27 protein-coding genes are annotated in these 24,562 nt (G+C 70.8%); 11 read left to right on the top strand and 16 right to left on the bottom strand.

Annotation, left to right across the window (positions count from 1 at the left end; all coding sequences use genetic code 11):
- Positions 1-37: 37 nt before the first annotated feature.
- Entirely contained in the window at positions 38-790 is a 753-nt protein-coding gene (locus E2B92_RS13335) for a hypothetical protein (protein ID WP_126885670.1), read from the top strand.
- Positions 791-806: 16 nt separating this feature from the next.
- On the opposite strand, the gene E2B92_RS13330 is transcribed toward E2B92_RS13335, so the two are convergent.
- The 4 genes from E2B92_RS13330 to E2B92_RS13315 all read right to left on the bottom strand — a co-directional run bounded on the left by E2B92_RS13330 (position 807) and on the right by E2B92_RS13315 (position 3,969).
- The gene (locus tag E2B92_RS13330) at positions 807-2,156 is read right to left on the bottom strand and encodes an outer membrane protein assembly factor BamB family protein (RefSeq protein WP_126885671.1); all 1,350 of its coding nucleotides are present in this window, start codon (positions 2,154-2,156) and stop codon (positions 807-809) included.
- Positions 2,157-2,251: 95 nt separating this feature from the next.
- Positions 2,252-2,854, bottom strand: a complete 603-nt coding sequence (locus E2B92_RS13325; protein ID WP_126885672.1) for a DUF7691 family protein — start codon at positions 2,852-2,854, stop codon at positions 2,252-2,254.
- 9 nt (positions 2,855-2,863) lie between these two features.
- Positions 2,864-3,148, bottom strand: coding sequence for a DUF397 domain-containing protein (locus E2B92_RS13320; RefSeq protein ID WP_126885673.1), 285 nt, complete (start codon positions 3,146-3,148; stop codon positions 2,864-2,866).
- Positions 3,130-3,969 carry a helix-turn-helix domain-containing protein gene (locus tag E2B92_RS13315; protein WP_126885674.1) on the bottom strand — a complete coding sequence of 280 codons (840 nt, stop codon included), beginning with the start codon at positions 3,967-3,969 and terminating at the stop codon, positions 3,130-3,132. Before E2B92_RS13315 ends, E2B92_RS13320 begins: the two co-directional genes overlap by 19 nt.
- A 93-nt stretch (positions 3,970-4,062) precedes the next feature.
- Between E2B92_RS13315 and E2B92_RS13310 the strand changes: the two genes are divergently transcribed.
- Positions 4,063-4,293 carry a hypothetical protein gene (locus tag E2B92_RS13310; RefSeq protein WP_126885675.1) on the top strand — a complete coding sequence of 77 codons (231 nt, stop codon included), beginning with the start codon at positions 4,063-4,065 and terminating at the stop codon, positions 4,291-4,293.
- On the top strand, positions 4,293-4,508 hold the full coding sequence (locus tag E2B92_RS13305; RefSeq protein ID WP_126885676.1) for a hypothetical protein: 216 nt from the start codon (positions 4,293-4,295) through the stop codon (positions 4,506-4,508). Before E2B92_RS13310 ends, E2B92_RS13305 begins: the two co-directional genes overlap by 1 nt.
- Before the next feature lie 16 nt (positions 4,509-4,524).
- On the opposite strand, the gene E2B92_RS13300 is transcribed toward E2B92_RS13305, so the two are convergent.
- Both E2B92_RS13300 and E2B92_RS13295 read right to left on the bottom strand, forming a co-directional pair.
- Positions 4,525-4,911: a type II toxin-antitoxin system VapC family toxin gene (locus E2B92_RS13300; protein WP_126885677.1), complete on the bottom strand. Its 387-nt coding sequence runs from the start codon at positions 4,909-4,911 to the stop codon at positions 4,525-4,527.
- Between the two features lie 20 nt (positions 4,912-4,931).
- Positions 4,932-5,207, bottom strand: a complete 276-nt coding sequence (locus E2B92_RS13295) for a ribbon-helix-helix protein, CopG family (protein WP_160159753.1) — start codon at positions 5,205-5,207, stop codon at positions 4,932-4,934.
- A gap of 125 nt (positions 5,208-5,332) precedes the next feature.
- Between E2B92_RS13295 and recO the strand changes: the two genes are divergently transcribed.
- The 3 genes from recO to E2B92_RS13280 are packed head-to-tail and all read left to right on the top strand — an operon-like array spanning position 5,333 to position 7,553.
- The gene (recO, locus tag E2B92_RS13290) at positions 5,333-6,079 is read left to right on the top strand and encodes a DNA repair protein RecO (RefSeq protein WP_126885679.1); all 747 of its coding nucleotides are present in this window, start codon (positions 5,333-5,335) and stop codon (positions 6,077-6,079) included.
- A gap of 27 nt (positions 6,080-6,106) precedes the next feature.
- Complete coding sequence (locus tag E2B92_RS13285) at positions 6,107-6,958, top strand: isoprenyl transferase (RefSeq protein WP_126885680.1); 852 nt, start codon at positions 6,107-6,109, stop codon at positions 6,956-6,958.
- A 49-nt stretch (positions 6,959-7,007) separates the two neighbouring features.
- Entirely contained in the window at positions 7,008-7,553 is a 546-nt protein-coding gene (locus E2B92_RS13280; protein WP_126885681.1) for a YcxB family protein, read from the top strand.
- A gap of 59 nt (positions 7,554-7,612) precedes the next feature.
- On the opposite strand, the gene E2B92_RS13275 is transcribed toward E2B92_RS13280, so the two are convergent.
- From E2B92_RS13275 to E2B92_RS13260, 4 genes are all read right to left on the bottom strand, one after another.
- Positions 7,613-8,020, bottom strand: coding sequence for a Fur family transcriptional regulator (locus E2B92_RS13275; protein WP_185923602.1), 408 nt, complete (start codon positions 8,018-8,020; stop codon positions 7,613-7,615).
- Between the two features lie 88 nt (positions 8,021-8,108).
- Positions 8,109-9,017 (bottom strand): metal ABC transporter permease, encoded by a 909-nt coding sequence (locus E2B92_RS13270; protein ID WP_126885682.1) that lies wholly within the window; start codon positions 9,015-9,017, stop codon positions 8,109-8,111.
- Position 9,018: 1 nt separating this feature from the next.
- A complete protein-coding gene (locus tag E2B92_RS13265; RefSeq protein WP_126885683.1) occupies positions 9,019-9,786 on the bottom strand; it encodes a metal ABC transporter ATP-binding protein in 768 nt (255 codons plus the stop codon).
- A gap of 29 nt (positions 9,787-9,815) precedes the next feature.
- A complete protein-coding gene (locus tag E2B92_RS13260) occupies positions 9,816-10,808 on the bottom strand; it encodes a metal ABC transporter substrate-binding protein (RefSeq protein ID WP_126885684.1) in 993 nt (330 codons plus the stop codon).
- Positions 10,809-10,952: 144 nt separating this feature from the next.
- On the opposite strand from E2B92_RS13260, the gene E2B92_RS13255 reads away from it, so the two are divergent.
- A complete protein-coding gene (locus tag E2B92_RS13255; RefSeq protein ID WP_126885685.1) occupies positions 10,953-12,335 on the top strand; it encodes a glycine--tRNA ligase in 1,383 nt (460 codons plus the stop codon).
- Between the two features lie 72 nt (positions 12,336-12,407).
- Here the strand turns inward: E2B92_RS13255 and E2B92_RS13250 are convergent, their stop codons facing one another.
- Together E2B92_RS13250 and E2B92_RS13245 are read right to left on the bottom strand one after the other, a co-directional pair.
- Positions 12,408-12,995 carry a TetR family transcriptional regulator gene (locus tag E2B92_RS13250; protein WP_126885686.1) on the bottom strand — a complete coding sequence of 196 codons (588 nt, stop codon included), beginning with the start codon at positions 12,993-12,995 and terminating at the stop codon, positions 12,408-12,410.
- Positions 12,996-13,027: 32 nt separating this feature from the next.
- Positions 13,028-14,044, bottom strand: coding sequence for an aldo/keto reductase (locus E2B92_RS13245; protein WP_133087528.1), 1,017 nt, complete (start codon positions 14,042-14,044; stop codon positions 13,028-13,030).
- 245 nt (positions 14,045-14,289) lie between these two features.
- Between E2B92_RS13245 and E2B92_RS13240 the strand changes: the two genes are divergently transcribed.
- Positions 14,290-14,472 (top strand): DUF6243 family protein, encoded by a 183-nt coding sequence (locus tag E2B92_RS13240; RefSeq protein WP_126889225.1) that lies wholly within the window; start codon positions 14,290-14,292, stop codon positions 14,470-14,472.
- Between the two features lie 206 nt (positions 14,473-14,678).
- Here the strand turns inward: E2B92_RS13240 and E2B92_RS32660 are convergent, their stop codons facing one another.
- Both E2B92_RS32660 and E2B92_RS13235 read right to left on the bottom strand, forming a co-directional pair.
- Complete coding sequence (locus E2B92_RS32660; RefSeq protein ID WP_160159752.1) at positions 14,679-14,822, bottom strand: hypothetical protein; 144 nt, start codon at positions 14,820-14,822, stop codon at positions 14,679-14,681.
- A 151-nt stretch (positions 14,823-14,973) separates the two neighbouring features.
- Complete coding sequence (locus E2B92_RS13235) at positions 14,974-16,389, bottom strand: MFS transporter (RefSeq protein ID WP_126889226.1); 1,416 nt, start codon at positions 16,387-16,389, stop codon at positions 14,974-14,976.
- Between the two features lie 57 nt (positions 16,390-16,446).
- Between E2B92_RS13235 and dusB the strand changes: the two genes are divergently transcribed.
- From dusB to E2B92_RS13215, 3 genes are all read left to right on the top strand, one after another.
- Positions 16,447-17,583, top strand: coding sequence for a tRNA dihydrouridine synthase DusB (dusB, locus tag E2B92_RS13230; RefSeq protein WP_126889227.1), 1,137 nt, complete (start codon positions 16,447-16,449; stop codon positions 17,581-17,583).
- A 434-nt stretch (positions 17,584-18,017) separates the two neighbouring features.
- Positions 18,018-20,729: a pyruvate, phosphate dikinase gene (gene ppdK, locus E2B92_RS13225; RefSeq protein WP_133087527.1), complete on the top strand. Its 2,712-nt coding sequence runs from the start codon at positions 18,018-18,020 to the stop codon at positions 20,727-20,729.
- A gap of 776 nt (positions 20,730-21,505) precedes the next feature.
- A complete protein-coding gene (locus E2B92_RS13215; RefSeq protein ID WP_185923726.1) occupies positions 21,506-22,549 on the top strand; it encodes an ArsR/SmtB family transcription factor in 1,044 nt (347 codons plus the stop codon).
- Here E2B92_RS13215 and E2B92_RS13210 read toward each other — a convergent pair.
- Positions 22,519-23,679, bottom strand: coding sequence for an alkaline phosphatase PhoX (locus E2B92_RS13210; protein ID WP_126888368.1), 1,161 nt, complete (start codon positions 23,677-23,679; stop codon positions 22,519-22,521). The two genes, E2B92_RS13215 and E2B92_RS13210, sit on opposite strands and share 31 nt — an antisense overlap.
- Before the next feature lie 154 nt (positions 23,680-23,833).
- Complete coding sequence (locus E2B92_RS13205) at positions 23,834-24,415, bottom strand: hypothetical protein (RefSeq protein ID WP_126888369.1); 582 nt, start codon at positions 24,413-24,415, stop codon at positions 23,834-23,836.
- Between the last annotated feature and the right edge of the window lie 147 nt (positions 24,416-24,562).

Genomic DNA, 24,562 nt, shown 5'->3' with positions numbered 1-24,562 from the left:
TCTCGCCTCCAGGCATGAACCGCGCCACGCTGGAAGCATGAACGGCGCCTCCGGCTGGGGCGCCAGGCTGATGAACAGCTCGATCACCGGGATGTCCCCGTGGATCCTCTTCTCCCTGCTGGTCGGCCCCAGCCGCTACGAACTCGCCGCCGCGCTCTCCCTCGCGGTGGCGGTCGTCCTCGTGCTCGTCCGGCACCGGCCGATCTTCCTGGAGATCGCCGGTCTCGTCTTCTTCGGCGTCCTCACCGTCATCGGCATGATCGCCCCGCTGGACACGCTGCGGTGGCTGGAAACGTACGCCAACGAGGTCTCCAACCTGGCCATCGCCGCCCTGGCGGCCCTCTCCGTCGCCGTACGGGCGCCGCTGACCACCCCGTACGCGCGCCGGAAGGTGCCGCGCGAGTTCTGGCACACCCCGCAGTTCCGCCGGGCCAACGTGGTCGTCACCCAGGTCTGGGGCCTGGCCTTCCTGGCGGCCGCGCTCGCCGGCGCGGTCGGTGACCTGGTGCTGCACAACCCGGACAACCTCTGGACGGCCTGGCTGATCCAGGCCTCGGCGCTCATCACCGCGATGCGCTTCACCGAGTGGTACCCGGCCGTCCCCCGGCCCCCGGTACGGAGCCTGCTGATGCCGTTCGTCGGCCTGCTGATCCCGATGGGGGTGCTCGTCCTCGTCCACGACGCGGCCCCCCGCTGGTTCGCGGTGGGCCTCATCGTCGTCGGCGTCATCCTGGCGCGGGCGCTCCGCAAGGAGGTCGTCGTGGCCAAGCAGGAGGGCCGGGACTCCTAGGGGCGTCCCCGGCCGGTCACCACCGCTCGTACGCGGTGAAGGTCAGGCCGCCGCCCGCCCCGGCGGCGATGAGCCGCCCCTGATGCTCGTAGAAGCGCGAGCCGGTCACCTCGTCGCGGAAGTGCCGTTCGTCGAGCTCCTCGCCGTCGCCGGCGTCGAACACGAACAGGTCGGTGATGGCGCTGGACTGTGTGGACCACTCGCCGAGCACGGTGATCCGGTCGCCCCGCGCGAGCAGCGCGGCGCCGGGCTCGTCCAGTTCCTCCTTCCACACCGTCTCGCCGGTCGTCAGGTCGAGGGCGATCAGATTGTGGTGCTCGCCCTTCTGCCACCAGCCCGCCAGCGCGTACATCCGCTCGCCGACGATCGCCGTCTGGGTCGGATCGGCCGCGTCGATCGTCCCGTGGTCGCCGTCGAAGTCGATGCGCGGGCGCGGCCGGCCGTCCTGGCCGAAGGAGAGGTACGTGCCCTTGTCGAGGCTCCCGTCCCGCCCGACCATGAGCACCAGCGGGTCGGTGGACGTGATGGACACCATGGCGCGCAGGTCCACGGGGAGACGCGCGTCCATCGGGTTCTTCCAGTTCAGGGCGCCCGTCGCGCGGTCGAAGGCGGCGACGTGCAGCTCGGCGCCGTCCGTGCCGCCGTAGCCGTACTCGTCGGCCTCCTTGCCGCCGCACTCCAGGACGGCGACAACCTGCTCCTTGCCCACCGCGACCCTGTGCGTGCCGCACGAGGCCGGCATGGCGGCCGTCCAGCGGGGCTTGCCGGTGCGCAGGTCGACCGCGCGCAGGGAGGCGTGGTCGTCCTTGGTCCGCCCCATCCGCGCGTCACGGTGGTCGTGGCTGACCACGGCGAGGTCACCGCCCGCGTCCATGAACTGGGAACCTTCGTCGAACCGGCCGGTCGTGACCTTCCGCTGGGCGGTCCACAGCTCCCGGCCGTCCTTCAGGTCGAGTGCGATGACGGTGGCACAGCCCTTGCCGCGCGGTGCCGGCTTCAGCGCTTCGCCGCCCTCCTCCCCGTACGCGACGAGGAGCACCGACGCGTCGGCGTGCTCCGCGCTCCCGCATATCCGGGTACGGCCGGGCGGAACGTACTCCCAGAGCTTCCTTCCGTCCTGCCCCTTGGCGAGGCCGAACCCGGTCACCGCGTCGAACCGGCTGCGGACGGCGACGTCACCGACGACCCAGGTGTCGTTGGCCTGCGTGTCGTCCGTGGGACGGTCCTTCGCCGCCGTCCAGGTCCGCACCATGGCATCACCCGGCAGATAGCCCTGGTACGACAGCATCCATGCCGTGATGGACCCGACCACCGCCAGAATGACGGCGGTCGTCGTCAGTGCTTTCGCGAGCGTTCTCCCCGACATCACGTGGCCCCCCTCGTGCGTATCCGCGAAAGACGATCAGGGTAAGCCGAGGCTGTCGGCCCGTGACGGGGCGGTCACATGGCGGGATGCCCCCCTCAGGAGACGAAGCCGACGACCCCGAGACCGGGACGCGCCTCCGCGTGGCGCAGCCAGCCGATGACGTCCATCACGGCGTCCACCACCTCGGGCTCCAGCGGCGGCGCGTGACCCTCCTGCTTGGTCCGCTCGAACTGCTCCAGCGCCTCCAGGCACTCCTCGTGCGTCCACTCACCACAGCGCGGCAGGTCGTAGGACGGAATCCCCCCGGGCAGACCGCCGTAGCCGAAGTCCGCCACCGAGACGGCCTTGATCCGCAGCGCCCGCAGCCCCTCGTCCACGGTCTCCAGCCAGTCGCCCCGGAACGGGCAGAAGGAGGAGTTGTCGAGGAACGAGCCGGTGAGGGAGCACAGCCGCTTGTACGCGTAGCCGTACTGGAAGGCGTACTCCTCGTCGTACGGCCCGCCGTGCACCACCGCGCGCAGCGCCTCGTACGCGGTCGGGGCGCCCTCCGCGATCCGGGAGGAGAAGTACCGGTCGTCCGCCGCGAGGTCGTCGCCGAACCGGTCACGTATGACGTCCAGCAACTGGTCGTCGCCGGAACCGACGAGGGCACGGGCGGCCTTGGGGTCGAGCAGGTACACGCTCAGCGAAGAACTCATGTGATCACGTTAGCCACCGGCACTGACACCCAGCCCGCCGACGAACGCCCGCCAGGCGGGGGCGGAGATCAGCAGGACGGGACCGGCGGGGTTCTTGCCGTCCCGGACGGGGACGACGCCGGCGATGTCGTCGCGGACTTCGAGGCAGTTGCCGCCCTCGCCGTTGCTGTACGAGCTCTTCCGCCACGGGGCGGCGCCGGGGAAGTCGTACGCCACTTCCACGCAGTCGCCGCCCTCGCCGTTGCTGTGGGTGCTCTTTCGCCAGCGTGCGGTGCTCAGGTCGTAGTCGCGCATCGTCTCAAGTCCTCAGCCGCCGACTCGATCAGGGCCAGGGACGCCTCCGGCGACAGCGCGGCGACCCTCACCAGATCGTAGGCGCGCTGTACCCGCTTCACCACCGCCGGATCGTCCAGCAAAGTTCCCGAAAACGCCGTCTCCGTATAGGCGGTTGGTGGCGCGTCCTCGAACTCCATGAGCTTCAGTGACCCCATCATGGACGCGTGTGCCCCCGCCGCGCAGGGGATGACCGTCACCAGCACCGCCCGCTCGCGGGACAGCGCCGCGACGCACTCCAGTTGCGCGGCCATCACGGCCGGGCCGCCCACCGGCACGCGCAGCACGTTCTCGTGCAGGGTCACCCAATACTCGGGCCTTGTAGCGTCGCTGAGGATGCGGCCCCGCGCGAGCCGCGCGGTGACTTTCTCGTCCACGTACGCCTCGGAGACGAACGGGTTGGCCGCCACGGTGACCGCCCGCGCGTAGTCGGCGGTCTGGAGCAGACCGGGCACGACGGTCGGTTCGAACTCACAGATCTTCGTCGCCAGCGCCTCCAGCTCCGCAACAGCCCGGAAATACTCGGCATACGGCGACTTGTTGATGAGTTGACGACACATCCGCTCGAAAAAACCATCGGTTTGCAGGACCTCGTCGATCCTCGCCGCCACGTCCAACTGGGGCTTCCGAATGGCCTGTTCGAATTGGCCGATGTATCCGCCCGAGACGAAGACCTTCCGCCCCAGTTCCTGCTGCGTCATTTTCGCGGCTTCGCGCCGGTTCTTCAGCTCCGCGCCGTAGAACTCCCAGGCGGCCTGCCTGGACGAGCCTGCGTTGGCCATGGCTTAACACCCCAGTCCTGCCGCGCAGTTGTAGCGCGTGCGCAACCGCCAATGCTAGAGGTGCGGGTCCATCCTGGGGGCAGTAAGCGGGAAATGGATTCGGGAAGGACGGCGTTGGTGAAGGAACAGATTCAGGACGCGGAGGAGGCGGTGGCGGAATTGCGCGCGGCACTCGAAAGGGCGGGAATCAGGTTGCCCTCGCTGGGATTGGACGCGGTCACCTGCGCCACGGAGCCGCCTCGGCCGCTCGTGGAATTGGGACGCTGCACCGTGGAGACGGCGCGCCGGCTGGCCGCCGCCCTGCCGGAGGAAGGTGGCCGCTGATGAGCCTGCCCGTCGGGTCGTACGTCGTCGATGTCCGCAACGGACGCGTGGGGCGTGTGATGGGGCACGTGGGGCCGTACCTTCAGCTCAGACCCATCGGAGGAGGCCGGGAGTGGGACTGCCCACCGGAGGGGGTGCGGCCGGCGACGGACGCGGAGCGGATCAGCGCGGCGACGTCGTACGTGAACGCGCGGAGCCGGGGCGAGGTGCCGTGATCACTGATCGAGACGGTCAGTAGAGCGATTTAACGGTGGCGCGTTTCCCTGTCCGGCCGAGATGGTCCAGGAGGCGCTGGATGTCACCGGGGTCCGATGTGATCACTGTGGCCGAGGTGCGCGCGCTGATGAGGGCGACAGCGCCATCCACGGGGTCGACCACGTCGGCGTGTCCGAGAAGCTCGCCCACTCTCCGTGCCAGGGCGTCATCCAGCGGTAGGACGTCACATCCTTGGAGCAGGCGCGCGAGCGCGGCCTGGCGTGCGCCGTTTCGCCAGACCTGTGCGACGACGGGGGACGGTACGACCGGGACGCCGCCTGCCGTCAGGTATGCGCGGTGCATGCGCCAGAAAGCCGACTGGTTCCGCTCGGCGGCGATGAGTGCCCCCGCGTCGTACACCATGGTGCGCAGAGTGGTCATGTTCAGGCCGCGTCGTGGTCGGTGGCCGAGGTGTCCATGATCCCCGGGCGCGTGACGAGATCCATGACGGAATCCACCCAGGCCTGTTCCTCGGGGGTCGGTGGGCCCAGTTCCGTCAGGACCTCCTCGGCCGCGGCAAGCCCTGCCTCGATCTTGGCCGCTTTCTCGGCTGCACGGGACAACCACGCGGAGACACTGAGACCGTCTCGCTCCGCGGCCTGCCGAACGGCCTCGAGTGTCTCGCTGGGAATGGTGATGGTGACGCGTTCCAGACTCATACTGAAAGTCTTACTGGCGGCTCGCGGCTTCGCCATGCCGAGTCGGCGGGTTCACCGGCACGAGTGACCGAGCCGGCTTCCGGGCCCGGGCCACGCGCCCCGCCCCCGTACGGGACAATGGCCCCATGACCCTGTTCCGCGACGACGGCATCGTGCTGCGCACCCAGAAGCTGGGTGAGGCGGACCGCATCATCACGATCCTCACCCGCGGGCACGGGCGCGTGCGGGCCGTCGCGCGGGGCGTGCGGCGCACCAAGTCGAAGTTCGGCGCCCGGCTGGAGCCGTTCTCCCATGTGGACGTGCAGTTCTTCGCGCGGGGCTCCGAGCTGGTGGGGCGCGGGCTGCCGCTGTGCACGCAGAGCGAGACGATCGCGGCGTACGGCAGCGGGATCGTGACCGACTACGCGCGCTACACCGCCGGGACGGCCATGCTGGAGACCGCCGAGCGGTTCACCGACCATGAGGGCGAGCCGGCCGTCCAGCAGTACCTGCTGCTCATCGGGGGCTTGCGGACCCTCTCGCGCGGGGAGCACGCCCCGAACCTGATCCTGGACGCCTTCCTGCTGCGGTCCCTCGCCGTGAACGGCTACGCGCCCTCGTTCGAGGACTGCGCCCGCTGCGGCATGCCCGGGCCGAACCGGTTCTTCTCGGTCGCGGCGGGCGGGGTCATATGCGGCGACTGCCGGGTGCCCGGGAGCGTCGTACCCTCTGCGGAGGCCGTCGGTCTGCTCAGCGCGCTGCTGACCGGCGACTGGGAGACGGCGGACGCGTGCGAGCCGCGCCACGTCAGGGAGGGGAGCGGACTGGTGTCCGCGTATCTGCACTGGCACCTGGAGCGGGGGCTGCGCTCCCTTCGGTACGTCGAGAAGTAGCAGCAGATTGAGGAGAGTGTGAGCCGCATGGCACGACGCGGATTCCTGGGCCGGTCCCGCCGCGACTACAAGGACGTCGAGCCGCACCCGTCCGGCGCGCGACCGCCGAAGATCCCCGGTGAGCTGGTGCCGAACCACGTGGCGATCGTCATGGACGGCAACGGCCGCTGGGCCAAGGACCGCGGGCTGCCGCGCACCGAGGGCCACAAGGTCGGCGCGGAGCGCGTGCTGGACGTCCTCCAGGGCGCCATAGAGATGGGCGTCGGTTCCATCTCCCTGTACGCCTTCTCCACCGAGAACTGGAAGCGCTCGCCCGACGAGGTGCGCTTCCTGATGAACTTCAACCGGGACTTCATCCGCAAGACCCGCGACCAGCTCGACGAGCTGGGCATCCGGGTGCGCTGGGTGGGCCGCATGCCCAAGCTGTGGAAGTCGGTCGCCAAGGAGCTCCAGATCGCCCAGGAGCAGACCAAGGACAACGACCGGCTCACCCTGTACTTCTGCATGAACTACGGCGGGCGCGCGGAGCTCGCGGACGCCATGCAGGCGATCGCCGAGGATGTGAAGGCGGGCAGGCTCGACCCGTCGAAGGTCGGCGAGAAGACCATCCAGAAGTACCTCTACTACCCGGACATGCCGGACGTGGACCTGTTCCTGCGGCCCAGCGGCGAGCAGCGCACCTCCAACTACCTGATCTGGCAGAGCGCCTACGCCGAGATGGTCTTCCAGGACGTGCTGTGGCCCGACTTCGACCGCCGCGACCTGTGGCGGGCCTGCCTGGAGTTCGCCCAGCGCGACCGCCGCTTCGGCGGGGCGATCCCCAACGAGGAACTGCTCGCCATGCAGGGCCGCCCGGAGGGCGAGGCTCCGGCTGTCTGACCCGGCCGCTACGATCACGGGCCGTCTCACTTACGACTGGGGAGGGTCCGTGACCGAAGCAGTGCCCGAGACGGCGCGGGAAGCCGTGGAGCTGACCTATGAGCCCGTCCTCGCCGACGCGGTGGGGGCGATCCGCGCCCGCGCCAGGGCGACCCCGGCGGGACGACTCCAGAACGGGGTCCTGGTGGTGTGCGGGCTCTTCGCGCTCGGCGCCCTCTTCCTCAACCTCACGGCCTCGGCGGGGCCGAGAGTCGGCGGGACGGTCTTCTGCCTCGCCCTCCTGGTCATGCTGATCGGCATGCACCGGGTGCTGCCCGGGCTCCAGGGCCAGCAGGTGCACCGGCTGTACGCCACGCAGCCGGAGTTCCGTGTCGTCGTGGACGCCGACGGCGTACGGCAGTACTCGCGGGACCTGGACATGACCTACCGCTGGGGCGCCCTGCCCCGGTACACCGAGACCGACGACCTGTTCGTGCTGCTGTCGGGCGACCGGCACGGGGTGGGCATCGCCTTCCTGCCCAAGCGGGGCATATCCGACCCGGGGGGCACCGACCGGCTGCGGGCGATCCTGGACCGCAACATCACCCGCCTGTAGGGCCTGTGCGAAAAGGGGCCCGCACCGGACGCATCCGGTGCGGGCCCCTTTTCGCGTGCCTACTTGGCGGCGCACTCCGCGCACGTACCGAAGACCTCGACCGTGTGCGCCACGTTCACGAAGCCGTGCTCGGCCGCGATCGTCTCGGCCCACTGCTCCACCGCCGGGCCCTCGACCTCCACCGCCTTGCCGCACACGCGGCACACCAGGTGGTGGTGGTGCTCACCGGACGAGCAGCGGCGGTAGACCGCCTCGCCGTCGCTGGTGCGCAGGACGTCCACCTCGCCGGCGTCGGCGAGGGACTGGAGAGTGCGGTAGACCGTCGTCAGGCCCACCGAGTCGCCGCGGTGCTTGAGCATGTCGTGCAGCTCCTGCGCGCTGCGGAACTCGTCCACCTCGTTCAGCGCCGCCGACACGGCAGCTCGCTGCCGGGTCGACCGGCCGCGCACGCCGGGGGTTCCAGCCATCGCCACAGGTGCCTCCTCAACACTCGGCCCGCTCACATGTACGTCGGGCCATTCTGCCAGGCCCCACCGAGGGGCCCGGCAGCCCACGTCAGGCCTTCCCGACCCGGACGTCGTCCTCCGTACCGCCCCCGGCGCCGGTGACGGCCACGTCGCAGCCCTCCGCCGCCGGGGCCTCGGCGGCCGTGGCACGGCGCCGGGCCAGGGGCGCGGCCAGGGCCGTCAGTACCACGAACACCGCGATGGCCAGCAGCACGATCGTCGCGCCCGGCGGCACGTCCTGGTAGTACGAGGTGGCCGTCCCGGCCAGCGTCACCCCCGTACCGATCAGCACCGCGAGACCGAACGTCATCCGGAAGCTCCGCGCGAGCTGCTGCGCCGCCGCGACCGGCACCACCATCAGCGCGCTGACCAGCAGCAGGCCCACGACCCGCATGGCGACCGTGACGGTCACGGCGGCGGTGACCGCGATCAGCAGGTTCAGCGCCCGCACCGGCACGCCGGTGACCCGTGCGAACTCCTCGTCCTGGCTGACCGCGAACAACTGGCGCCGCAGCCCCAGCGTGACAAGGATCACGAACGCCGCCAGGACGCAGATGGCGGTGACGTCCTCCCCGGACACCGTCGACAGGGAGCCGAAGAGGTAGGAGTTCAGGTTCGCGTTGGAGCCCGTCGGCGACAGGTTGATCAGCATGACGCCGCCGGCCATGCCGCCGTAGAAGAGCAGCGCGAGCGCGATGTCGCCGCGCGTGCGCCCGTACGCCCGGATCAGCTCCATGGCGATGGCGCCCGCGATGGAGACGGCCGCCGCCATCCACACCGGGTTGGTGGACAGCAGGAAGCCCAGGCCGACACCGGTCATGGCCACGTGCCCGATGCCGTCGCCCATCAGGGCCTGCCGGCGCTGGACCAGGTAGATGCCCACCGCCGGGGCGGTGATGCCGACCAGGACGGCCGCGAGCAGCGCGCGCTGCATGAAGGCGAGCTGGAGGATTTCCATGTCAGGTCAGCAGTCCCGTGCGGAGCGGCTCGTCGGCCGCGTGCGGATGTACGTGGTCGTGGCCGGGCAGCGCGTGCTGGCCGACGGCCCGGGGCGGTGGCCCGTCGTGGACGACGCAGCCGTCGCGCAGGACGATCGCGCGGTCGATCAGCGGCTCCAGCGGGCCCAGCTCGTGCAGGACCAGCAGCACGGTCGCCCCGTCCGCGACCTTCGCGCGCAGCGTCGAGGCGAGGATCTCCTGGCTGCCCAGGTCGACGCCCGCCATCGGCTCGTCCATGATCAGCAGCTCGGGGTCGGCGGCGAGGGCCCGGGCGATCAGCACCCGCTGGTGCTGGCCGCCGGACAGGGCGCTCACGGAGTCCTTGGCGCGGTCGGCGAGCCCGACCAGCTCGATGGCCCGCTGCACGGCCGCCCTGTCCGCCTTGGAGGGCCACCTCAGCTTCGTACGGGACAGGCGCCCCGAGGAGACGACCTCGCGGACCGTCGCGGGCACCCCGCTCGCGGCGGTCGTGCGCTGGGGTACGTAGCCCACGCGCGCCCACGCGCGGAACCGCTTCAGCTCCGTGCCGAACAGGGAGACGGACCCGCCCGTGAGCGGGACCTGGCCGATCACCGACCGTACGGCGGTGGACTTGCCCGACCCGTTCGCGCCGAGCAGCGCGACGACCTCACCGTGGCGGACGGTGAGGTCGATGCCGCGCAGCACGGGGCGCGAGCCGAGCGAGGCGGTGGCCGAGCGGACGGATATGACGGGTTCGCTGCTGCTCACGTCACTGCCTCCCGTTGCGTGGGGGTCTTTCACTTGGCGCCGAGGGCCTTCTCGAGCGCGGCCAGGTTGGACTCCATGACCTCGATGTAGTCAGCGCCCCTGGACTTGTCCGTGATTCCCTCCAGCGGGTCCAGGACGTCCGTCTTGAGGCCGGTGTCCTTGGCGAGGGTCTTCGCGGTCTTGTCGCTGGCGAGGGTCTCGAAGAAGACGGTGCTGACCTTTTCCTTCTTGGCGGTGTCCTGGAGTTCCTTGATCCGGGCGGGGCTCGGCTCGGACTCGGGGTCCATGCCGGAGATGCCCTCCTGGTCCAGGTGGTACCGCTCGGCGAGGTAGCCGAAGGCGGAGTGGGTGGTGATGAAGGTCCGGGTCGCGGTGTTCTTCAGGCCCGTCTCGAACTTCGCGTGGAGGGCGTCGAGGCTCTTCACCAGCTCGGCGGTGTTCTTCTCGTAGTCGGCCGCGTGGTCGGGGTCGGCCTTCTCCAGGGATGCGCCGACGCCCTTGGCGACCTCGGCGTACTTCACCGGGTCGAGCCAGATGTGCGGGTCGGCCCCGGCCTCCTCGCCCTCGTGCTCCTCGTGGCCCTGCTCCTCGGCCTCGTGGCCGTGCTCCTCGCCCTCGTGGGCGTGGCCGGCCCCGGTGCCGTGCTTCTCCAGCGTGGTGAGGGTGGCGGCGTCTACCGTGTTCTTGACGGCCGCCTGCGTGATCGCGTCGTCGACGGCGGGCTGGATGCCCTTGAGGTAGAGGATGTAGTCCGCTTCACCGAGCTCGCCGATCTGCTTCGGCTTGAGCTCCAGGTCGTGCGGCTCGACGCCCGGCTTGGTGAGGGTGGTGACGGAGACGTGCTCGCCGCCGATCCGCTCGGCCAGGAACTGCATGGGGTAGAACGACGCCACCACGTCCAGCTTGCCGTCGCCGCCGCCCGAGGCGGAGCCGGCGGATCCGCCGCAGGCGGAGAGGGTGACCAGGCCGAGGGCCACGGCTCCGGCGACGGCGGTGGTGGGTATGAGGCGTCGTACGTTCATGGGATTCATTTTCAACAAAAGTGGAAACGATTGTCAACAAAGAGGGTAAGTGGCCCCGGCCACCCACCGATTTGATCCCGGGGGTGCGCGCGCCGGTAACCTGAAGCATTCGCCGTTCGCCATCGTCGTTATGAAGAGAGCACAGTGGCCGCCGACAAGATCGACACGATCGTCAACCTGAGCAAGCGCCGTGGCTTCGTCTACCCGTGCAGCGAGATCTACGGCGGTCAGCGGGCCGCCTGGGACTACGGGCCGCTGGGTGTCGAGCTCAAGGAGAACATCAAGCGCCAGTGGTGGCGCTACATGGTCACCTCGCGCGAGGACGTCGTCGGTATCGACTCTTCGGTGATCCTGGCCCCGGAGGTCTGGGAGGCCTCCGGTCACGTCGCCACCTTCACCGACCCGCTCACCGAGTGCACCTCCTGCCACAAGCGGTTCCGCGCGGACCACCTGGAGGAGGCGTACGAGGAGAAGCACGGCCGCCTCCCCGAGAACGGCCTGAAGGACCTGGGCTGCCCCAACTGCGGCAACAAGGGCACCTTCACCGAGCCCAAGCAGTTCTCGGGCCTGCTCTCCACGCACCTCGGCCCGACCCAGGACTCCGGCTCCGTCGCCTACCTGCGTCCCGAGACCGCCCAGGGCATCTTCACCAACTTCGCGCAGGTGCACCAGTCCGCGCGCAAGAAGCCGCCGTTCGGCATCGCGCAGATGGGCAAGTCCTTCCGGAACGAGATCACTCCGGGCAACTTCATCTTCCGCACGCGTGAGTTCGAGCAGATGGAGATGGAGTTCTTCGTCAAGCCGGGCGAGGACGAGCAGTGGCAGGAATACTGGATGGAGCAGCGGTGGAACTGGTACCGCGGCCTTGGTCTCCGTGAGGAGAACATGCGCTGGTACGAGCACCCCAAGGAGAAGCTCTCCCACTACTCCAAGCGCACCGCCGACATCGAGTACCGCTTCCAGTTCGGCGGCAGCGAGTGGGGCGAGCTCGAGGGCGTCGCCAACCGCACCGACTACGACCTGACGGCGCACTCCAAGGCGTCCGGCACGGACCTGTCGTACTTCGACCAGGAGGCCGGCGAGCGCTGGACGCCGTACGTCATCGAGCCGGCCGCCGGTGTCGGCCGCACGATGCTGGCGTTCCTGCTCGACGCGTACAACGAGGACGAGGCGCCGAACGCCAAGGGCGTGATGGAGAAGCGCACCGTGATGCGCCTCGACCCGCGCCTGGCCCCGGTCAAGGTCGCGGTGCTGCCGCTGTCCCGCAACGCGCAGCTCTCGCCGAAGGCCAAGGGCCTCGCCGCCGACCTGCGCCAGAACTGGAACATCGAGTTCGACGACGCGGGCGCCATCGGCCGCCGCTACCGCCGCCAGGACGAGATCGGTACGCCGTTCTGCGTCACGGTCGACTTCGACACGCTCGACGACAACGCGGTGACCGTGCGCGAGCGCGACACCATGAAGCAGGAGCGCGTCTCCCTGGACCAGATCCAGGGCTACCTGGGCAGCCGCCTGCTGGGCTGCTGACGCCTCACGCGGATGCGCGAAGCCCCCGGTTCATCCGATGAGGAACCGGGGGCTTTCGCCTGCCCCGGGGGATCAGGCGCGCAGGCCGCGCAGGAGCAGGGCGACCACGGCGTCGAAGGCCGCGTCGATGCCCGGGTCCGTCCAGTCGGCGGCGTGCACGGGGTCGTGGAACCGGTCCGTGGCGTCGAACACCGCGCGGGCCGTGGTCGTCCAGTCGGCCTCCGGTGCGGCGAACTCGCCCTGCCGGTGCCCGTCCTCGATGATCCGCGCGAGCTGCCCGACCAGGTGGTCCACGTGCCGCGCCACCACCGCGCTGCTCTCGCCGATCAGCACCTCGTACGTGGCGAACAGCTCCGGGTCGCCGCCCGCCTTGCGGCGCTTGGCCGCGAAGAGCGTCGACAGCCAGTCGGTGAGCCGCCGCGCGGCGGGGCCCGGCCCGTCGGCGAACGGGGCCAGCTCGGTCACCGCCCGCTCCAGCCAGCGTTCGGTGACCGCCTCGCGGAGCGCCGCCTTGGTGCGGAAGTGGCGGTAGACGCTGCCGTGACTGACACCGAGGGCGCGTGCCACGTCGACCACCGTCGCCTTGGCCGGGCCGTAACGGCGCAGCACCTCCTCGGTGGCTTCGAGGATGCGGTCGGGGGTCAGGGCGTCGGTGCTCATGAACAGTGAAGGTACCCCGGCCGGGCGGGGGGTCAGCGTTCGCTGTCCAGGTGCGCCATCTGGGCCGCCGGGTAGCGCTCGCCGGCGGCCGCGCCCGCCGGGACGGCCGCCTCGATGGCGGCGAGGTCCTCGGCGGTGAGGGTGACGTCCAGGGCGCCGAGCGCCTCGGCCAGCCGGTCGCGGCGGCGGGCGCCGATGAGCGGCACGATGTCGTCGCCCTGGGCGAGCACCCAGGCGATGGCGGTCTGGGCGACGGTGACGCCCTGCTGCTCGGCGACCTTGCGCAGCCGGTCCACCAGGTCCAGGTTGCGGTGCAGGTTGTCGCCCTGGAAGCGCGGGCTCATGCTCCGGAAGTCGCCGGGGGCAAGCGCCCGGTCGCGGGAGAAGTGCCCGCTGATCAGGCCGCGGGAGAGCACCCCGTACGCCGTGACGCCGATGCCCAGTTCGCGGGCGGTGGGCAGGATCTCGTCCTCGATCCCGCGCGAGACCAGCGAGTACTCGATCTGGAGGTCGGCGATCGGGGCGACGGCGGCCGCCCGGCGCAGGGTGTCGGCCCCGACCTCGGACAGGCCGATGTGGCGTACGTGGCCGGCCTCGGCCAGCTCGGCGATGGCACCGACCGTCTCCTCGATCGGCACGTCCGGGTCGACGCGGGCGATCCGGTAGATGTCGATGTGGTCGGTGCCCAGGCGCTGGAGCGAGTACGCGGCGAAGTTCCGCACCGCCGCCGGGCGTCCGTCGTAGCCGGTGAAGCCACCCTCGACGGTGCGCAGGGCGCCGAACTTCACGCTGATGAGCGCCCGGTCGCGGGCGGCGGCCGGGGCCGTGCGGAGGGCCTCGTTGATCAGCAGCTCGTTGTGGCCCATGCCGTAGAAGTCGCCGGTGTCGAGCAGGGTGACGCCCGCGTCGAGGGCGGCGTGGAGGGTGGCGATCGACTCGGTGCGGTCGGCCTGGCCGTACAGGGCGGACATGCCCATGCAGCCAAGGCCGAGGGCGGACACCTGGGGGCCGGTTGTGCCGAGGGGGCGGGTGGGGAGGGAGGCGGTCATCGGGGTGCTCCTTGAGGGCGGGACAGGTCCGGCCCCTCCACAGTGACATGACTGCTGACAGATTTCAATATCTGTCAGCAGTCATTCGTCGGGACGGAGGGGAAAAGCGGGTGCCGGGGCGCGCCGCGCGGGGTACCGTCACGGCATGCCGTTCCTTCCGATCTACGAGTGAGAGTGCGGCGGGCCCGACCACCCGCCCCCCACGCACCACATGCCGACCCACTTCTCACCACGATGGAGAACCCATGGCCAAGAGCCGTAACAACCTTCTGGGCGTAGGCGGACAGCGGAAGAAGCTGTCCCGCGCGGACCAGCAGGGCTCCGCCCCCGCGCGCGCCGCCGACCGCAGGGCCGCCGCCGACCAGAAGCAGGACCTCCTCCGCAAGATGCGCGAGCGCACGCAGGGCGCCGAGCCGCAGGAGAGCTGACAGCGCGGGCCGCCGGGCCCGCAACCCGAACCGCGCACGGCGATATGTCGCACGGCGCACCGGCAGGGCCCGGGTCACCCCAGGAGGGGCGACCCGGGCCCTCGCCCTTTCCCCCGCCGGGCGGTGGGCGGGGGCGGTGACGCGCGGGGCTCAGTGGGTGGCGGGCGCCGTTTCGGGGGCTTCCAGGCGGCGGGCCGTGCGGGACCTCAGCGCTGGGCCCACCACGTTCCCGCCGCCCAGCCCGCGGTGGTGACCAGGGCGACGAGCCAACCCGGGACGCGCTGAAGCTTCACGTGCAGCCCGCCGAGCCGTAGTTCAAAACCGGGCGGGTTCTTGGAGCTGGGTGTCATGGTCACCTCTCGCATGAGGACGTCACGGGACCGGAAGTCCAGAAAAGATGATCTTTTCGAAGTGCCGCAATACGGACATGTCCGCACCCTTGGAGCGGCCGGGCGGCTCGCGCCCCGCCGGGCGGTGGGCGGGGGCGGTGACGCGCGGGGCTCAGTGGGTGGCGGGCGCCGTTTCGGGGGCTTCCAGGCGGCGGGCCGTGCGCTCGGCCGTGCCACGGGCCCAGGCGCCGCTGGTGGCCGCGCCCACCAGCAGGACGCTCAGGCCGCAGCCGGCGATGACCCACCAGGCGGGGCGGCTCGCGGCGACGAAGCCGGTGGCGTGGGCGTCGGGAGAGACGCCGGCGGCCAGCACGGCCCCGACGACCGCGACGCCCAGCGTCTGGCCGATCTGCCGGCTCGTGGAGGCGACGGCGGCGGCGACGCCCGCCTGGGCGCGCGGCATGCCGGAGACGGCCGTGTCGGTGATCGGCGCGTTCACCATGCCGAAGCCGAGGCCGAACAGGACGTACCCGGTGAACAGCAGCGGCGTGGACGTCTCCGCCTCGAACGCCGCGAACAGCACCCCGCTCGCCGTCATCGTCACGCCCGCGACCAGCAGCGGCAGGCGCGGGCCCCGGCTGCCGACCAGCCGCCCGGACAGGGGCGCGCAGACGAAGGTGAGCGCCGCCATCGGCAGCATGTACAGCCCGGCGTCCAGCGCGGACAGGCCGCGCACGTCCTGGAGGTACAGGGTGTTGACGAAGAGGAAGCCGCTCAGCGCGGCGAACGCGCTCACCGCGACGACCGTGGCCCCGCTGAACGGGGCGCTGCGGAAGAACCGCAGGTCGATCAGCGGCTCGGTGCGCCTCGGCTCGTACCGCAGCAGGGCGAGGAGGGCCACCACGGCCACGGCCGCGAAGACCGGGTCCGTCTCGATGATCGCGTACGTCAGCGATCCCAGGAGCACCATCACGAGGAGCTGCCCGACCGGGTCCACCCGCCGGGGCCTGGGGGCGCGGGACTCGGGGACGTACCGGAAGGTGAGGAACAGCGCGAGGAGTCCCACCGGGAGGTTGAGCCAGAAGATCGAGCGCCAGCCGACCGAGTCGGTGAGCACGCCGCCGACCAGCGGGCCCGCCGCCATGGAGATGCCCACGACGCCGCCCCAGACGCCGATGGCCCGGGCACGCGCGCGTGGCTCGGTGAAGGTGTTGGTGATGATCGACATGGCGACCGGGTTGAGCATCGAGCCGCCCACGGCCTGGACCATGCGGAAGGCGACGAGCGCCTCCAGGCTCGGGGCCAGGGAGCAGAGCACCGAGCCGGTGGTGAAGACGGCCAGCCCGGTCAGGAACACCTTGCGGCGGCCGATCCGGTCGGCCGTGGAGCCGGCCAGCATCAGCAGCGACGCCAGGACGAGCGTGTAGGCGTCGATGGTCCACTGCATCCCCGCGACGTCGGTCCGGAGCTCCCGGCGCATGGAGGGGAGGGCGACGTTCAGCACGGTGTTGTCCAGGCTGACGATCAGCAGACTCATGCAGCAGATCGCCAGCACCAACAGCCGCCGGCGGTGGGTGAGCTCGGGCATATATTCAAAGTACGCCTAACTAACGACCGGCTCCGTATGTAGGTGACAATGGGGTGCATGACCGCGTTCAGTCCCCTTGCCATCGGGCCGCACACCGTGCAGCCGCCGGTGGTGCTCGCGCCGATGGCCGGCATCACCAACGCCCCCTTCCGCACCCTCTGCCGCGAGTTCAGCGGCGGCAAGGGGCTGTTCGTGAGCGAGATGATCACGACGCGGGCGCTGGTCGAGCGCAACGAGAAGACCATGCAGCTCATCCACTTCGACGAGACGGAGACGCCCCGCTCGATCCAGCTCTACGGGGTGGACCCGGTGACCGTCGGCAAGGCGGTGCGGATGATCGTCGACGAGGACCTCGCCGACCACATCGACCTGAACTTCGGCTGCCCGGTGCCCAAGGTGACGCGCAAGGGCGGCGGGTCCGCCCTGCCGTACAAGCGGCCGCTGCTGCGCGCGATCCTCAACGAGGCGGTCGGGAACGCCGGGGACCTGCCGGTCACCATGAAGATGCGCAAGGGCATCGACGACGACCACATCACCTTCCTGGACGCCGGGCGCATCGCAGTGGAGGAGGGCGTGACGGCCATCGCCCTGCACGGGCGCACGGCGGCCCAGCACTACGGCGGTACGGCGGACTGGGACGCCATCGCCCGGCTCAAGGAGCACGTCCCGGAGATCCCCGTGCTCGGCAACGGCGACATCTGGTCGGCGGACGACGCGCTGCGGATGATGCGGGAGACCGGCTGCGACGGCGTCGTCGTCGGGCGCGGCTGCCTGGGGCGGCCGTGGCTCTTCGGCGACCTGGTGGCGGCGTTCGAGGGCACCGGCGGGGCGGCGACGCCCACGCTGCGCGAGGTCGCGGACGTGATGGTGCGGCACGCGCGGCTGCTGGGGGAGTGGATCGGGGACGAGTCGCGGGGCGTCATCGACTTCCGTAAGCACGTGGCCTGGTACCTCAAGGGCTTCGCGGTCGGTTCGGAGATGCGCAAGCGGCTGGCGGTGACCTCGTCCCTGGACGAGCTGCGCGCTCAGTTGAGCGAGCTGGACCTGGACCAGTCGTGGCCGGCGGGCGCGGACGGGCCGCGCGGGCGGACGTCCGGGAACAACCGGGTGGTGCTGCCGGACGGGTGGCTCAAGGACCCGTACGACTGCGCCGCGGTCAGCGCGGACGCCGAGCTGGACACCTCCGGCGGGTGACCGCGGCACCGCCCGCCGGACAGGCGCCGGAGGCGTCCGGATGCGGTGCGGATGCCGTCCGGATTCTGGAATCCGGCCCTCCAGGAGGGCGTGATTCTCGCCACCCCTGATAGGGGTTGCGCTCATATGAGCGCGAACGGGGCGGGTGCACTTCTCAAAGGGTGGCACTGAGTGCCACCCTTTTTGTGTTCAAGAGTTGAACTCACGTGCCTGGATGGGCGCTCACATGAGCGATTACGGCCAGCTTTGAGTCAAGTGCCCTTCGGAGGCTGAACGGGCCGGAGGTGAAAACCTACCGCTCGGTCACTTTCGATCTGCTGGCGGACGGGTGGTTAAGGCCGTATGACGGGTAGGCGTACGTACCCAGAAGCCTTCGATCTGGGTATGTTCCTCGCCGTCAGGGCAGCCACCGAGTCCTCGAGGAGTCGAGACCCGTGTCGGAAAACAAAGATCAGAAGTTCGTGTACGACTTCACCGAGGGCAACAAGGACCTGAAGGACCTGCTCGGCGGTAAGGGCGCGAACCTCGCCGAGATGACCAACCTGGGTCTTCCCGTGCCTCCCGGCTTCACCATCACCACCGAGGCGTGCAAGGTCTACCTCGACAGCGGCGACGAGCCCGTCGAGCTGCGGGACGAGGTCACCGCGCACCTCGACGCGCTCGAGAAGACGATGGGCAAGAAGCTCGGTCAGGCCGACAACCCGCTCCTGGTCTCCGTCCGTTCCGGCGCCAAGTTCTCCATGCCCGGAATGATGGACACCGTCCTCAACATCGGACTCTCCGACAAGTCCGTCGAGGGCCTGGCCAAGCAGGCCGGGGACGAGCGGTTCGCCTGGGACTCGTACCGGCGCCTCATCCAGATGTTCGGCAAGACGGTCCTCGGCGTGGACGGCGAGCTCTTCGAGGAGGCCCTCGACGAGGCCAAGGCCGCCAAGAAGGTCACCGTCGACACCGACCTCGACGCGGGCGACCTGAAGAAGCTGGTCAAGCACTTCAAGAAGATCGTCAAGGCCGAGGCCGGCCGCGACTTCCCGCAGGACCCGCGCGAGCAGATGGACCTGGCCATCAAGGCCGTCTTCGACTCCTGGAACGGCGAGCGCGCCAAGCTCTACCGCCGCCAGGAGCGCATCCCGCACGACCTCGGCACCGCCGTCAACGTCTGCTCCATGGTCTTCGGCAACCTCGGCCCCGACTCCGGCACCGGCGTCGCCTTCACCCGCGACCCCGCCTCCGGCCACCAGGGCGTGTACGGCGACTACCTCCAGAACGCGCAGGGCGAGGACGTCGTCGCCGGCATCCGCAACACCGTGCCGCTGGCCGACCTCGAGTCGATCGACAAGAAGTCGTACGACCAGCTCATGCAGATCATGGAGACGCTGGAGAACCACTACAAGGATCTCTGCGACATCGAGTTCACCATCGAGCGCGGCCAGCTCTGGATGCTCCAGACCCGCGTCGGCAAGCGCACCGCCGGTGCCGCCTTCCGGATCGCCACCCAGCTCGTCGACCAGGGCCTGATCGACGAGGCCGAGGCGCTCCAGCGCGTCAACGGCGCCCAGCTCGCCCAGCTCATGTTCCCGCGCTTCGACGAGAAGGCCGAGGTCCAGCAGGTCGGGCGCGGCATCGCCGCCTCACCGGGCGCCGCCGTCGGCAAGGCCGTCTTCGACTCGTACACCGCCGTCAAGTGGTCCCGGTCCGGCGAGAAGGTCATCCTGATCCGCCGCGAGACCAACCCGGACGACCTGGACGGCATGATCGCCGCCGAGGGCATCCTCACCTCGCGCGGCGGCAAGACCTCCCACGCGGCCGTCGTCGCGCGCGGCATGGGCAAGACCTGTGTCTGCGGTGCCGAGGAGCTGGAGGTCGACACCAAGCGCCGCCGGATGACGGTGCCCGGCGGGCACGTCGTCGAGGAGGGCGACGTCGTCTCCATCGACGGCTCCACCGGCAAGGTGTACCTCGGTGAGGTCCCGGTCGTGCCGTCGCCGGTCGTCGAGTACTTCGAGGGCCGCATGCACGCCGGCGCCGACGACGCCGACGAGCTCGTCCAGGCCGTGCACCGGATCATGGCGTACGCGGACCGGGTACGCCGGCTGCGCGTACGGGCCAACGCCGACAACGCCGAGGACGCCTCGCGTGCGCGGCGCTTCGGCGCCCAGGGCATCGGCCTGTGCCGTACCGAGCACATGTTCCTCGGCGACCGGCGCCAGTACGTCGAGCGGCTCATCCTCGCCGACACGGACGCGGAGCGCGACGAGGCCCTCAAGGCCCTGCTGCCGCTCCAGAAGGACGACTTCGTCGAGCTGTTCGAGGCGATGGACGGCCTGCCGGTGACGGTGCGTCTGCTGGACCCGCCGCTGCACGAGTTCCTGCCCGACATCACCGAGCTGTCGGTGCGCGTCGCCCTCGCCGAGGCCCGCAAGGAGCCGCACGAGAACGAGCTGCGCCTCCTCCAGGCCGTCCACCGGCTGCACGAGCAGAACCCGATGCTGGGTCTGCGCGGCGTACGCCTCGGCCTGGTCATCCCCGGCCTGTTCACCATGCAGGTCCGTGCCATCGCCGAGGCCGCCGCCCAGCGCATCGAGGCCAAGGGCGACCCGCGCGCCGAGATCATGATCCCGCTGGTGGGCACCGTCCAGGAGCTGGAGCTCGTCCGCGACGAGGCCGAGCAGGTCATCGCCGAGGTCCAGGCGCAGACCGGCGTCGAGCTCAAGCTCGCCCTCGGCACGATGATCGAGCTGCCGCGCGCCGCCGTGACCGCCGGTCAGATCGCCGAGTGCGCCGAGTTCTTCTCCTTCGGCACCAACGACCTCACCCAGACGGTGTGGGGCTTCTCCCGGGACGACGTGGAGGCCAGCTTCTTCACCGCGTACCTGGAGAAGGGCATCTTCGGCGTCAGCCCGTTCGAGACGATCGACAAGGACGGCGTGGGCGCGCTCGTGCGCAGCGCGGTCGAGTCGGGCCGGGCCACCCGCCCGGACATCAAGCTCGGCGTCTGCGGCGAGCACGGCGGTGACCCGGAGTCGGTGCACTTCTTCCACGAGGTGGGCCTGGACTACGTCTCCTGCTCGCCGTTCCGCATCCCGGTGGCGCGCCTGGAGGCGGGCCGCGCGGCGGCGCAGTCCAGCGGGAGCGACAGCCGCTGAGCCCGGACCCGGACCGTCCGCTCGCCCGGACGGTCCGGCGACGAACCCCGGAGCCGCCGTTGGTCCCCGACCCTCACCGATCGGCGGCGGCTCCGGTCATCAAGAGAAACGGGGCGGGCACCTTGTGCGGAGGTGCCCGCCCCGTTGTGTTGTTGTGTTTTCCGGCCGGGGGGGCGTGGGCCGGGGCCCTGGGGCGGGGCCGGGCATGGGCCGGGCGCGAGGCGGTGCGGCCGGGGGCGCGGGTGGGGCTGGGGCCGGGGCCGGAGGTCCTGGGGCGGTGGGGCGCCGGGGCGCCCAGGGGCCCGGGCGCCCGGGGTGCCGCGCCCGGGGTGCCGCGCCCGAGGGGCGGGCCGCACGCGTGCCGGCGCGGGGGGAAATGTAGGTTCCTGTTGCATTGCGCCCGGTTGAATTCTGGGCTGTTGAAGGCCGGACTTTTACGCTCCGGCTACGTCCGGGCAAATGGCACCGATTCGGCCCGCAAAGAACGGGCGGAGCGCGGCCACCGGATCCCCACCCGCCGACCGCGCCCCATTACCCCTGCCGGGCGGGAGAGCCGCAACCTTTCAGGTCCGCCGCCGGACGCGCGAAGCCCCCCACGGTCTTCACCACGTCACCTCGGTCCTGAAGGTTTCCTGCCCGACGGCGTACAGCTTTTCGGTTCACCCCCGGTCTCCGCGATGCGTTTCAACTGTGGCTGAAATGCCGTGGTGACGTCCTGTGATGGCGTGCATACTCATTGGCGGGGGGTGATTGCGGATGCAACAGGTGGGGGTTCAGTGCTACGTATTCATTTCACCGGGGAGGACCTCGCCGGGGTCCGGATGGCCGCCCGGCCGGATGCGTTGTGGGAAACGATTCTCAGCTTTCACAGGTTGCGGGACCGGCGCGGCGCGCTGGTCTACGGGGCATGGCGCTCGGAATCGCGGACGCGGCTGAACGGCGAAACGAGGCTGCTCGGCGCGCTCGTGCCGACGCGGGGCTATTTCCCCGATTTCCTGACCCCACCCGAGGGCATCGACGGCCTGGACGCGGGGCTCCAGGCGGTCCGGGCCACCCCGCCCGCCCGCGTCCACACGGAGCTGGCGCTGCTGGCCGCCTCCCGGCCCGGTGGGGGACCGCTGCCCGGCTGGGCGCGCGACCTCGCCGAGGGACGCCAGGAGCCGTTCGGCCGGCTCATCGGGGCGCTGCGCGGCTACCACCGCGCGGCCGTGGAGCCGTACTGGCCGCACATCGAGGCCCGCGTGGAGGCCGACCGTGCCGTACGGGGGCGTGCCCTGCTCGACGGCGGGGCCGACGAGCTGCTCGCCTCCCTGCCGCCGGTGCTGCGCTGGAAGGCGCCGGTGCTGGAGGCCGACTATCCCGTCGACCGCGAGCTGCACCTGGAGGGGCGGGGCCTGCTGCTCCAGCCCTCGTACTTCTGCCGGGGCACCCCGGTCGTCCTGCGCGACCCGGAGCTGCCGCCCGTCCTGGTCTACCCCGTCACGCACACCGACGCGCCCGTGGCGGCGCCCTGCGAGACGGGAGCGTCCCCGCTGGGCCGGCTCGTCGGGCACACCCGGTGCGCCGTGCTCAGGGCCATAGGGCACGGCGGTACGACGAGCGAGCTGGCCCGCCGCGCGGGGGTCTCCCTCGCCTCGGCGAGCCAGCACGCGGGCGTGCTGCGTGACGCGGGCCTGGTCTACACGCTGCGCCAGGGCAGTTCCGTCCTGCACACCCTGACGCCACTGGGCGCCGCCCTCCTGCACGGAGGGGGCGCCCAGCCCAGGCAGCAGCAGCCGCAGCCGCGGCGTTACGCGCGGAAGGGCCCCGTCACCTCGTAGGTGATGCCGCCCGACGAACTGCCGGTGGTGCCGCGCTGGCTGGAGAAGTACAGCCGCCTGCCGTCCGGCGAGAAGGCCGGGCCGCAGATCTCGGAGCCCGACTGGCCGTTGATCCGCAGGAAGGGTGCCACCACGTCGTCCGGCGTGATGACGCAGATCTCCATGTTGCCGCCGTCCTCCGCGATGTAGAGGTCGCCGAAGGACGAGCCGGTGACGTTGTCGACGCCGGTCAGCGGGGCGGTGCCGGAGGTGACCAGGGAGTCGTCGTAGGCCAGTTCATAGGTGTTGGACGCGAGGTTGAGCTGCCACAGGCGGTTGTCGCCCTTGGTGGTGAACCAGACCGTGTCGCCGGCGTAGTGGCAGCCCTCGCCGCCGTTGAACTTCTTCGCGCCGGAGACCTGGTAGCGGGTGGCCGTGGGGGAGCCGTCGGGGTCGGGCACGTTCGCCCAGCCGAAGCTGCCGGACGTGGCGGTGCCGGCCGTGAGGACCTGGAGGGTGCCCGAGGACAGGTTGCCCCAGGTGTTCGGAACGAAGCGGTAGAGGCAGCCGTCGGACTTGTCCTCGGTCAGGTAGATCACCTTGCGGACCGGGTCGGCGGCGGCGGCCTCGTGGTTGAAGCGGCCCATGGCGGCCCGGCGCACCGCGGCGTTGACGCCCCACGGGTCGGTCTCGTACACGTACCCCGTGTCGACCTCCTCGCAGGACAGCCAGGTGTTCCACGGCGTCTTGCCACCCGCGCAGTTGCGGTTGGTGTTGGACAGAATCCGGTAGGCGCCGGTGATCGCGCCGGTGGAGGAGAACTTGATGGCGCTCGCGCCGCCGGTGGAGGAGATCTCCGAGTTGGAGACGTAGATCCAGCCCGTGCCGTCGGCGTAACAGGCGCCACCGTCAGGGGCGTTGTGCCAGACGTACGAGGTCGAGCCCACCCGCTGGCCGGACCGGGCGATCACCCGGCTGGTGAAGCCGCTGGGCAACTGGATGCCGTTGGCGTCCGCCGCGCCCAGCGCACCGTAAGGACCGGGGCCCGGCTGGGCGGGCGCCGCGTAGGCCGCGCCGCGCATGAGGGTGAATCCGAAGGCGGCGGCGGAGCCGCCGATGACCGCACCACGCAGGAAACTGCGACGTTCCACTTGTCACTCCAGGGGATCGTGACCAGCCCTGCCGCACCGAAGCGGCGCGGCGGGGTCGAGCGCTTCGGGAACCTAGAAGCCCTGGATTGACGGTGCATCAACGAGCAGTGAAGCGGAAGCGTCGGGGGCCGGTCCGTGTCGGGCCATGACTCGGTCAGCCCTCCAGCAGCTCCTTGAGTTCCGTGAGGCGTTCCTTCCAGAACACCTTGTACGCCCGGACCGCGTCCGCGTCCGGCAATTTGGTGTGGCCCAGCCCGATCCGGGTCCTCGGTCCACCCGTGGGGGTCACGGGGGCCACGGGGTCAAGGCGCACGGAGATCCTGCCGCCGCCCGGCTCCCAGTCCGCCGTGAGCGATCTGCCCGGCCGGTGGGTGCGGAGGGTGAGGCCGCCCTCCGTGAGCCAGCGGCAGCGGACGTCCGGGTCGGTGAACGCCTCGGCGACCAGCTCGGGCGGGGCGTCCACCGTCCTGCTCACGGACACCTGCCAGTCGCCCGTGCTCGACTGGCCCACCTCGCGCAGGCCCCGCTCCTGTTCGTACCCGACCGTGATCGACTGGGCGTGCCAGCCGGGCACGCCGTGCGCCTCGACGAGGTGGCGGGCGATCTCGGTGTGGGTGCGCGCAGTGGCGCCCCACGCGTCGAGCACGGCGAACCAGGCCGCCCAGTCCTTGCCGGTCGCGGCGGACAGGGCGTCGCCCGACAGCTTCTCGGTGATCCTGCGGCCCTCGGGGCTCATGGCGCCGAGGCTAGGCCGGTGCCGGACGCCCCGCAAACGCGACCAGTGGTCGATCGCGAGTGCGGGGACGGCCCGCGCTGGCGGGTGTCCTGTGACGGCGGAGGGCCCGCGGTGGCGGATGCTCTGTGACGCGGGAGGATCCGCGGT

Source organism: Streptomyces sp. WAC05374 (assembly GCF_004353505.1).
Taxonomy (GTDB): Bacteria; Actinomycetota; Actinomycetes; order Streptomycetales; family Streptomycetaceae; genus Streptomyces.
This window is presented reverse-complemented; position numbering and strand designations above follow the sequence as displayed.

Coding starts and splice junctions, on each gene's coding strand:
- E2B92_RS13310 (WP_126885675.1), top strand. CDS start 4,063: ATGGATTCGGGAAGGACGGCGTTGGTGAAGGAACAGATTCAGGACGCG.
- E2B92_RS13325 (WP_126885672.1), bottom strand. CDS start 2,854: ATGAGTTCTTCGCTGAGCGTGTACCTGCTCGACCCCAAGGCCGCCCGT.
- E2B92_RS13235 (WP_126889226.1), bottom strand. CDS start 16,389: ATGCCCGAGCTCACCCACCGCCGGCGGCTGTTGGTGCTGGCGATCTGC.
- E2B92_RS13245 (WP_133087528.1), bottom strand. CDS start 14,044: ATGACCGCCTCCCTCCCCACCCGCCCCCTCGGCACAACCGGCCCCCAG.
- E2B92_RS13315 (WP_126885674.1), bottom strand. CDS start 3,969: ATGGCCAACGCAGGCTCGTCCAGGCAGGCCGCCTGGGAGTTCTACGGC.
- E2B92_RS13240 (WP_126889225.1), top strand. CDS start 14,290: ATGGCCAAGAGCCGTAACAACCTTCTGGGCGTAGGCGGACAGCGGAAG.
- E2B92_RS13300 (WP_126885677.1), bottom strand. CDS start 4,911: ATGGTGTACGACGCGGGGGCACTCATCGCCGCCGAGCGGAACCAGTCG.
- E2B92_RS13260 (WP_126885684.1), bottom strand. CDS start 10,808: ATGAACGTACGACGCCTCATACCCACCACCGCCGTCGCCGGAGCCGTG.
- E2B92_RS13275 (WP_185923602.1), bottom strand. CDS start 8,020: ATGGCTGGAACCCCCGGCGTGCGCGGCCGGTCGACCCGGCAGCGAGCT.
- E2B92_RS13330 (WP_126885671.1), bottom strand. CDS start 2,156: ATGTCGGGGAGAACGCTCGCGAAAGCACTGACGACGACCGCCGTCATT.
- recO (WP_126885679.1), top strand. CDS start 5,333: ATGACCCTGTTCCGCGACGACGGCATCGTGCTGCGCACCCAGAAGCTG.
- E2B92_RS13250 (WP_126885686.1), bottom strand. CDS start 12,995: ATGAGCACCGACGCCCTGACCCCCGACCGCATCCTCGAAGCCACCGAG.
- E2B92_RS13205 (WP_126888369.1), bottom strand. CDS start 24,415: ATGAGCCCCGAGGGCCGCAGGATCACCGAGAAGCTGTCGGGCGACGCC.
- E2B92_RS13270 (WP_126885682.1), bottom strand. CDS start 9,017: ATGGAAATCCTCCAGCTCGCCTTCATGCAGCGCGCGCTGCTCGCGGCC.
- E2B92_RS13320 (WP_126885673.1), bottom strand. CDS start 3,148: ATGCGCGACTACGACCTGAGCACCGCACGCTGGCGAAAGAGCACCCAC.
- E2B92_RS32660 (WP_160159752.1), bottom strand. CDS start 14,822: ATGACACCCAGCTCCAAGAACCCGCCCGGTTTTGAACTACGGCTCGGC.
- E2B92_RS13335 (WP_126885670.1), top strand. CDS start 38: ATGAACGGCGCCTCCGGCTGGGGCGCCAGGCTGATGAACAGCTCGATC.
- dusB (WP_126889227.1), top strand. CDS start 16,447: ATGACCGCGTTCAGTCCCCTTGCCATCGGGCCGCACACCGTGCAGCCG.
- E2B92_RS13305 (WP_126885676.1), top strand. CDS start 4,293: ATGAGCCTGCCCGTCGGGTCGTACGTCGTCGATGTCCGCAACGGACGC.
- E2B92_RS13285 (WP_126885680.1), top strand. CDS start 6,107: ATGGCACGACGCGGATTCCTGGGCCGGTCCCGCCGCGACTACAAGGAC.
- E2B92_RS13295 (WP_160159753.1), bottom strand. CDS start 5,207: ATGAGTCTGGAACGCGTCACCATCACCATTCCCAGCGAGACACTCGAG.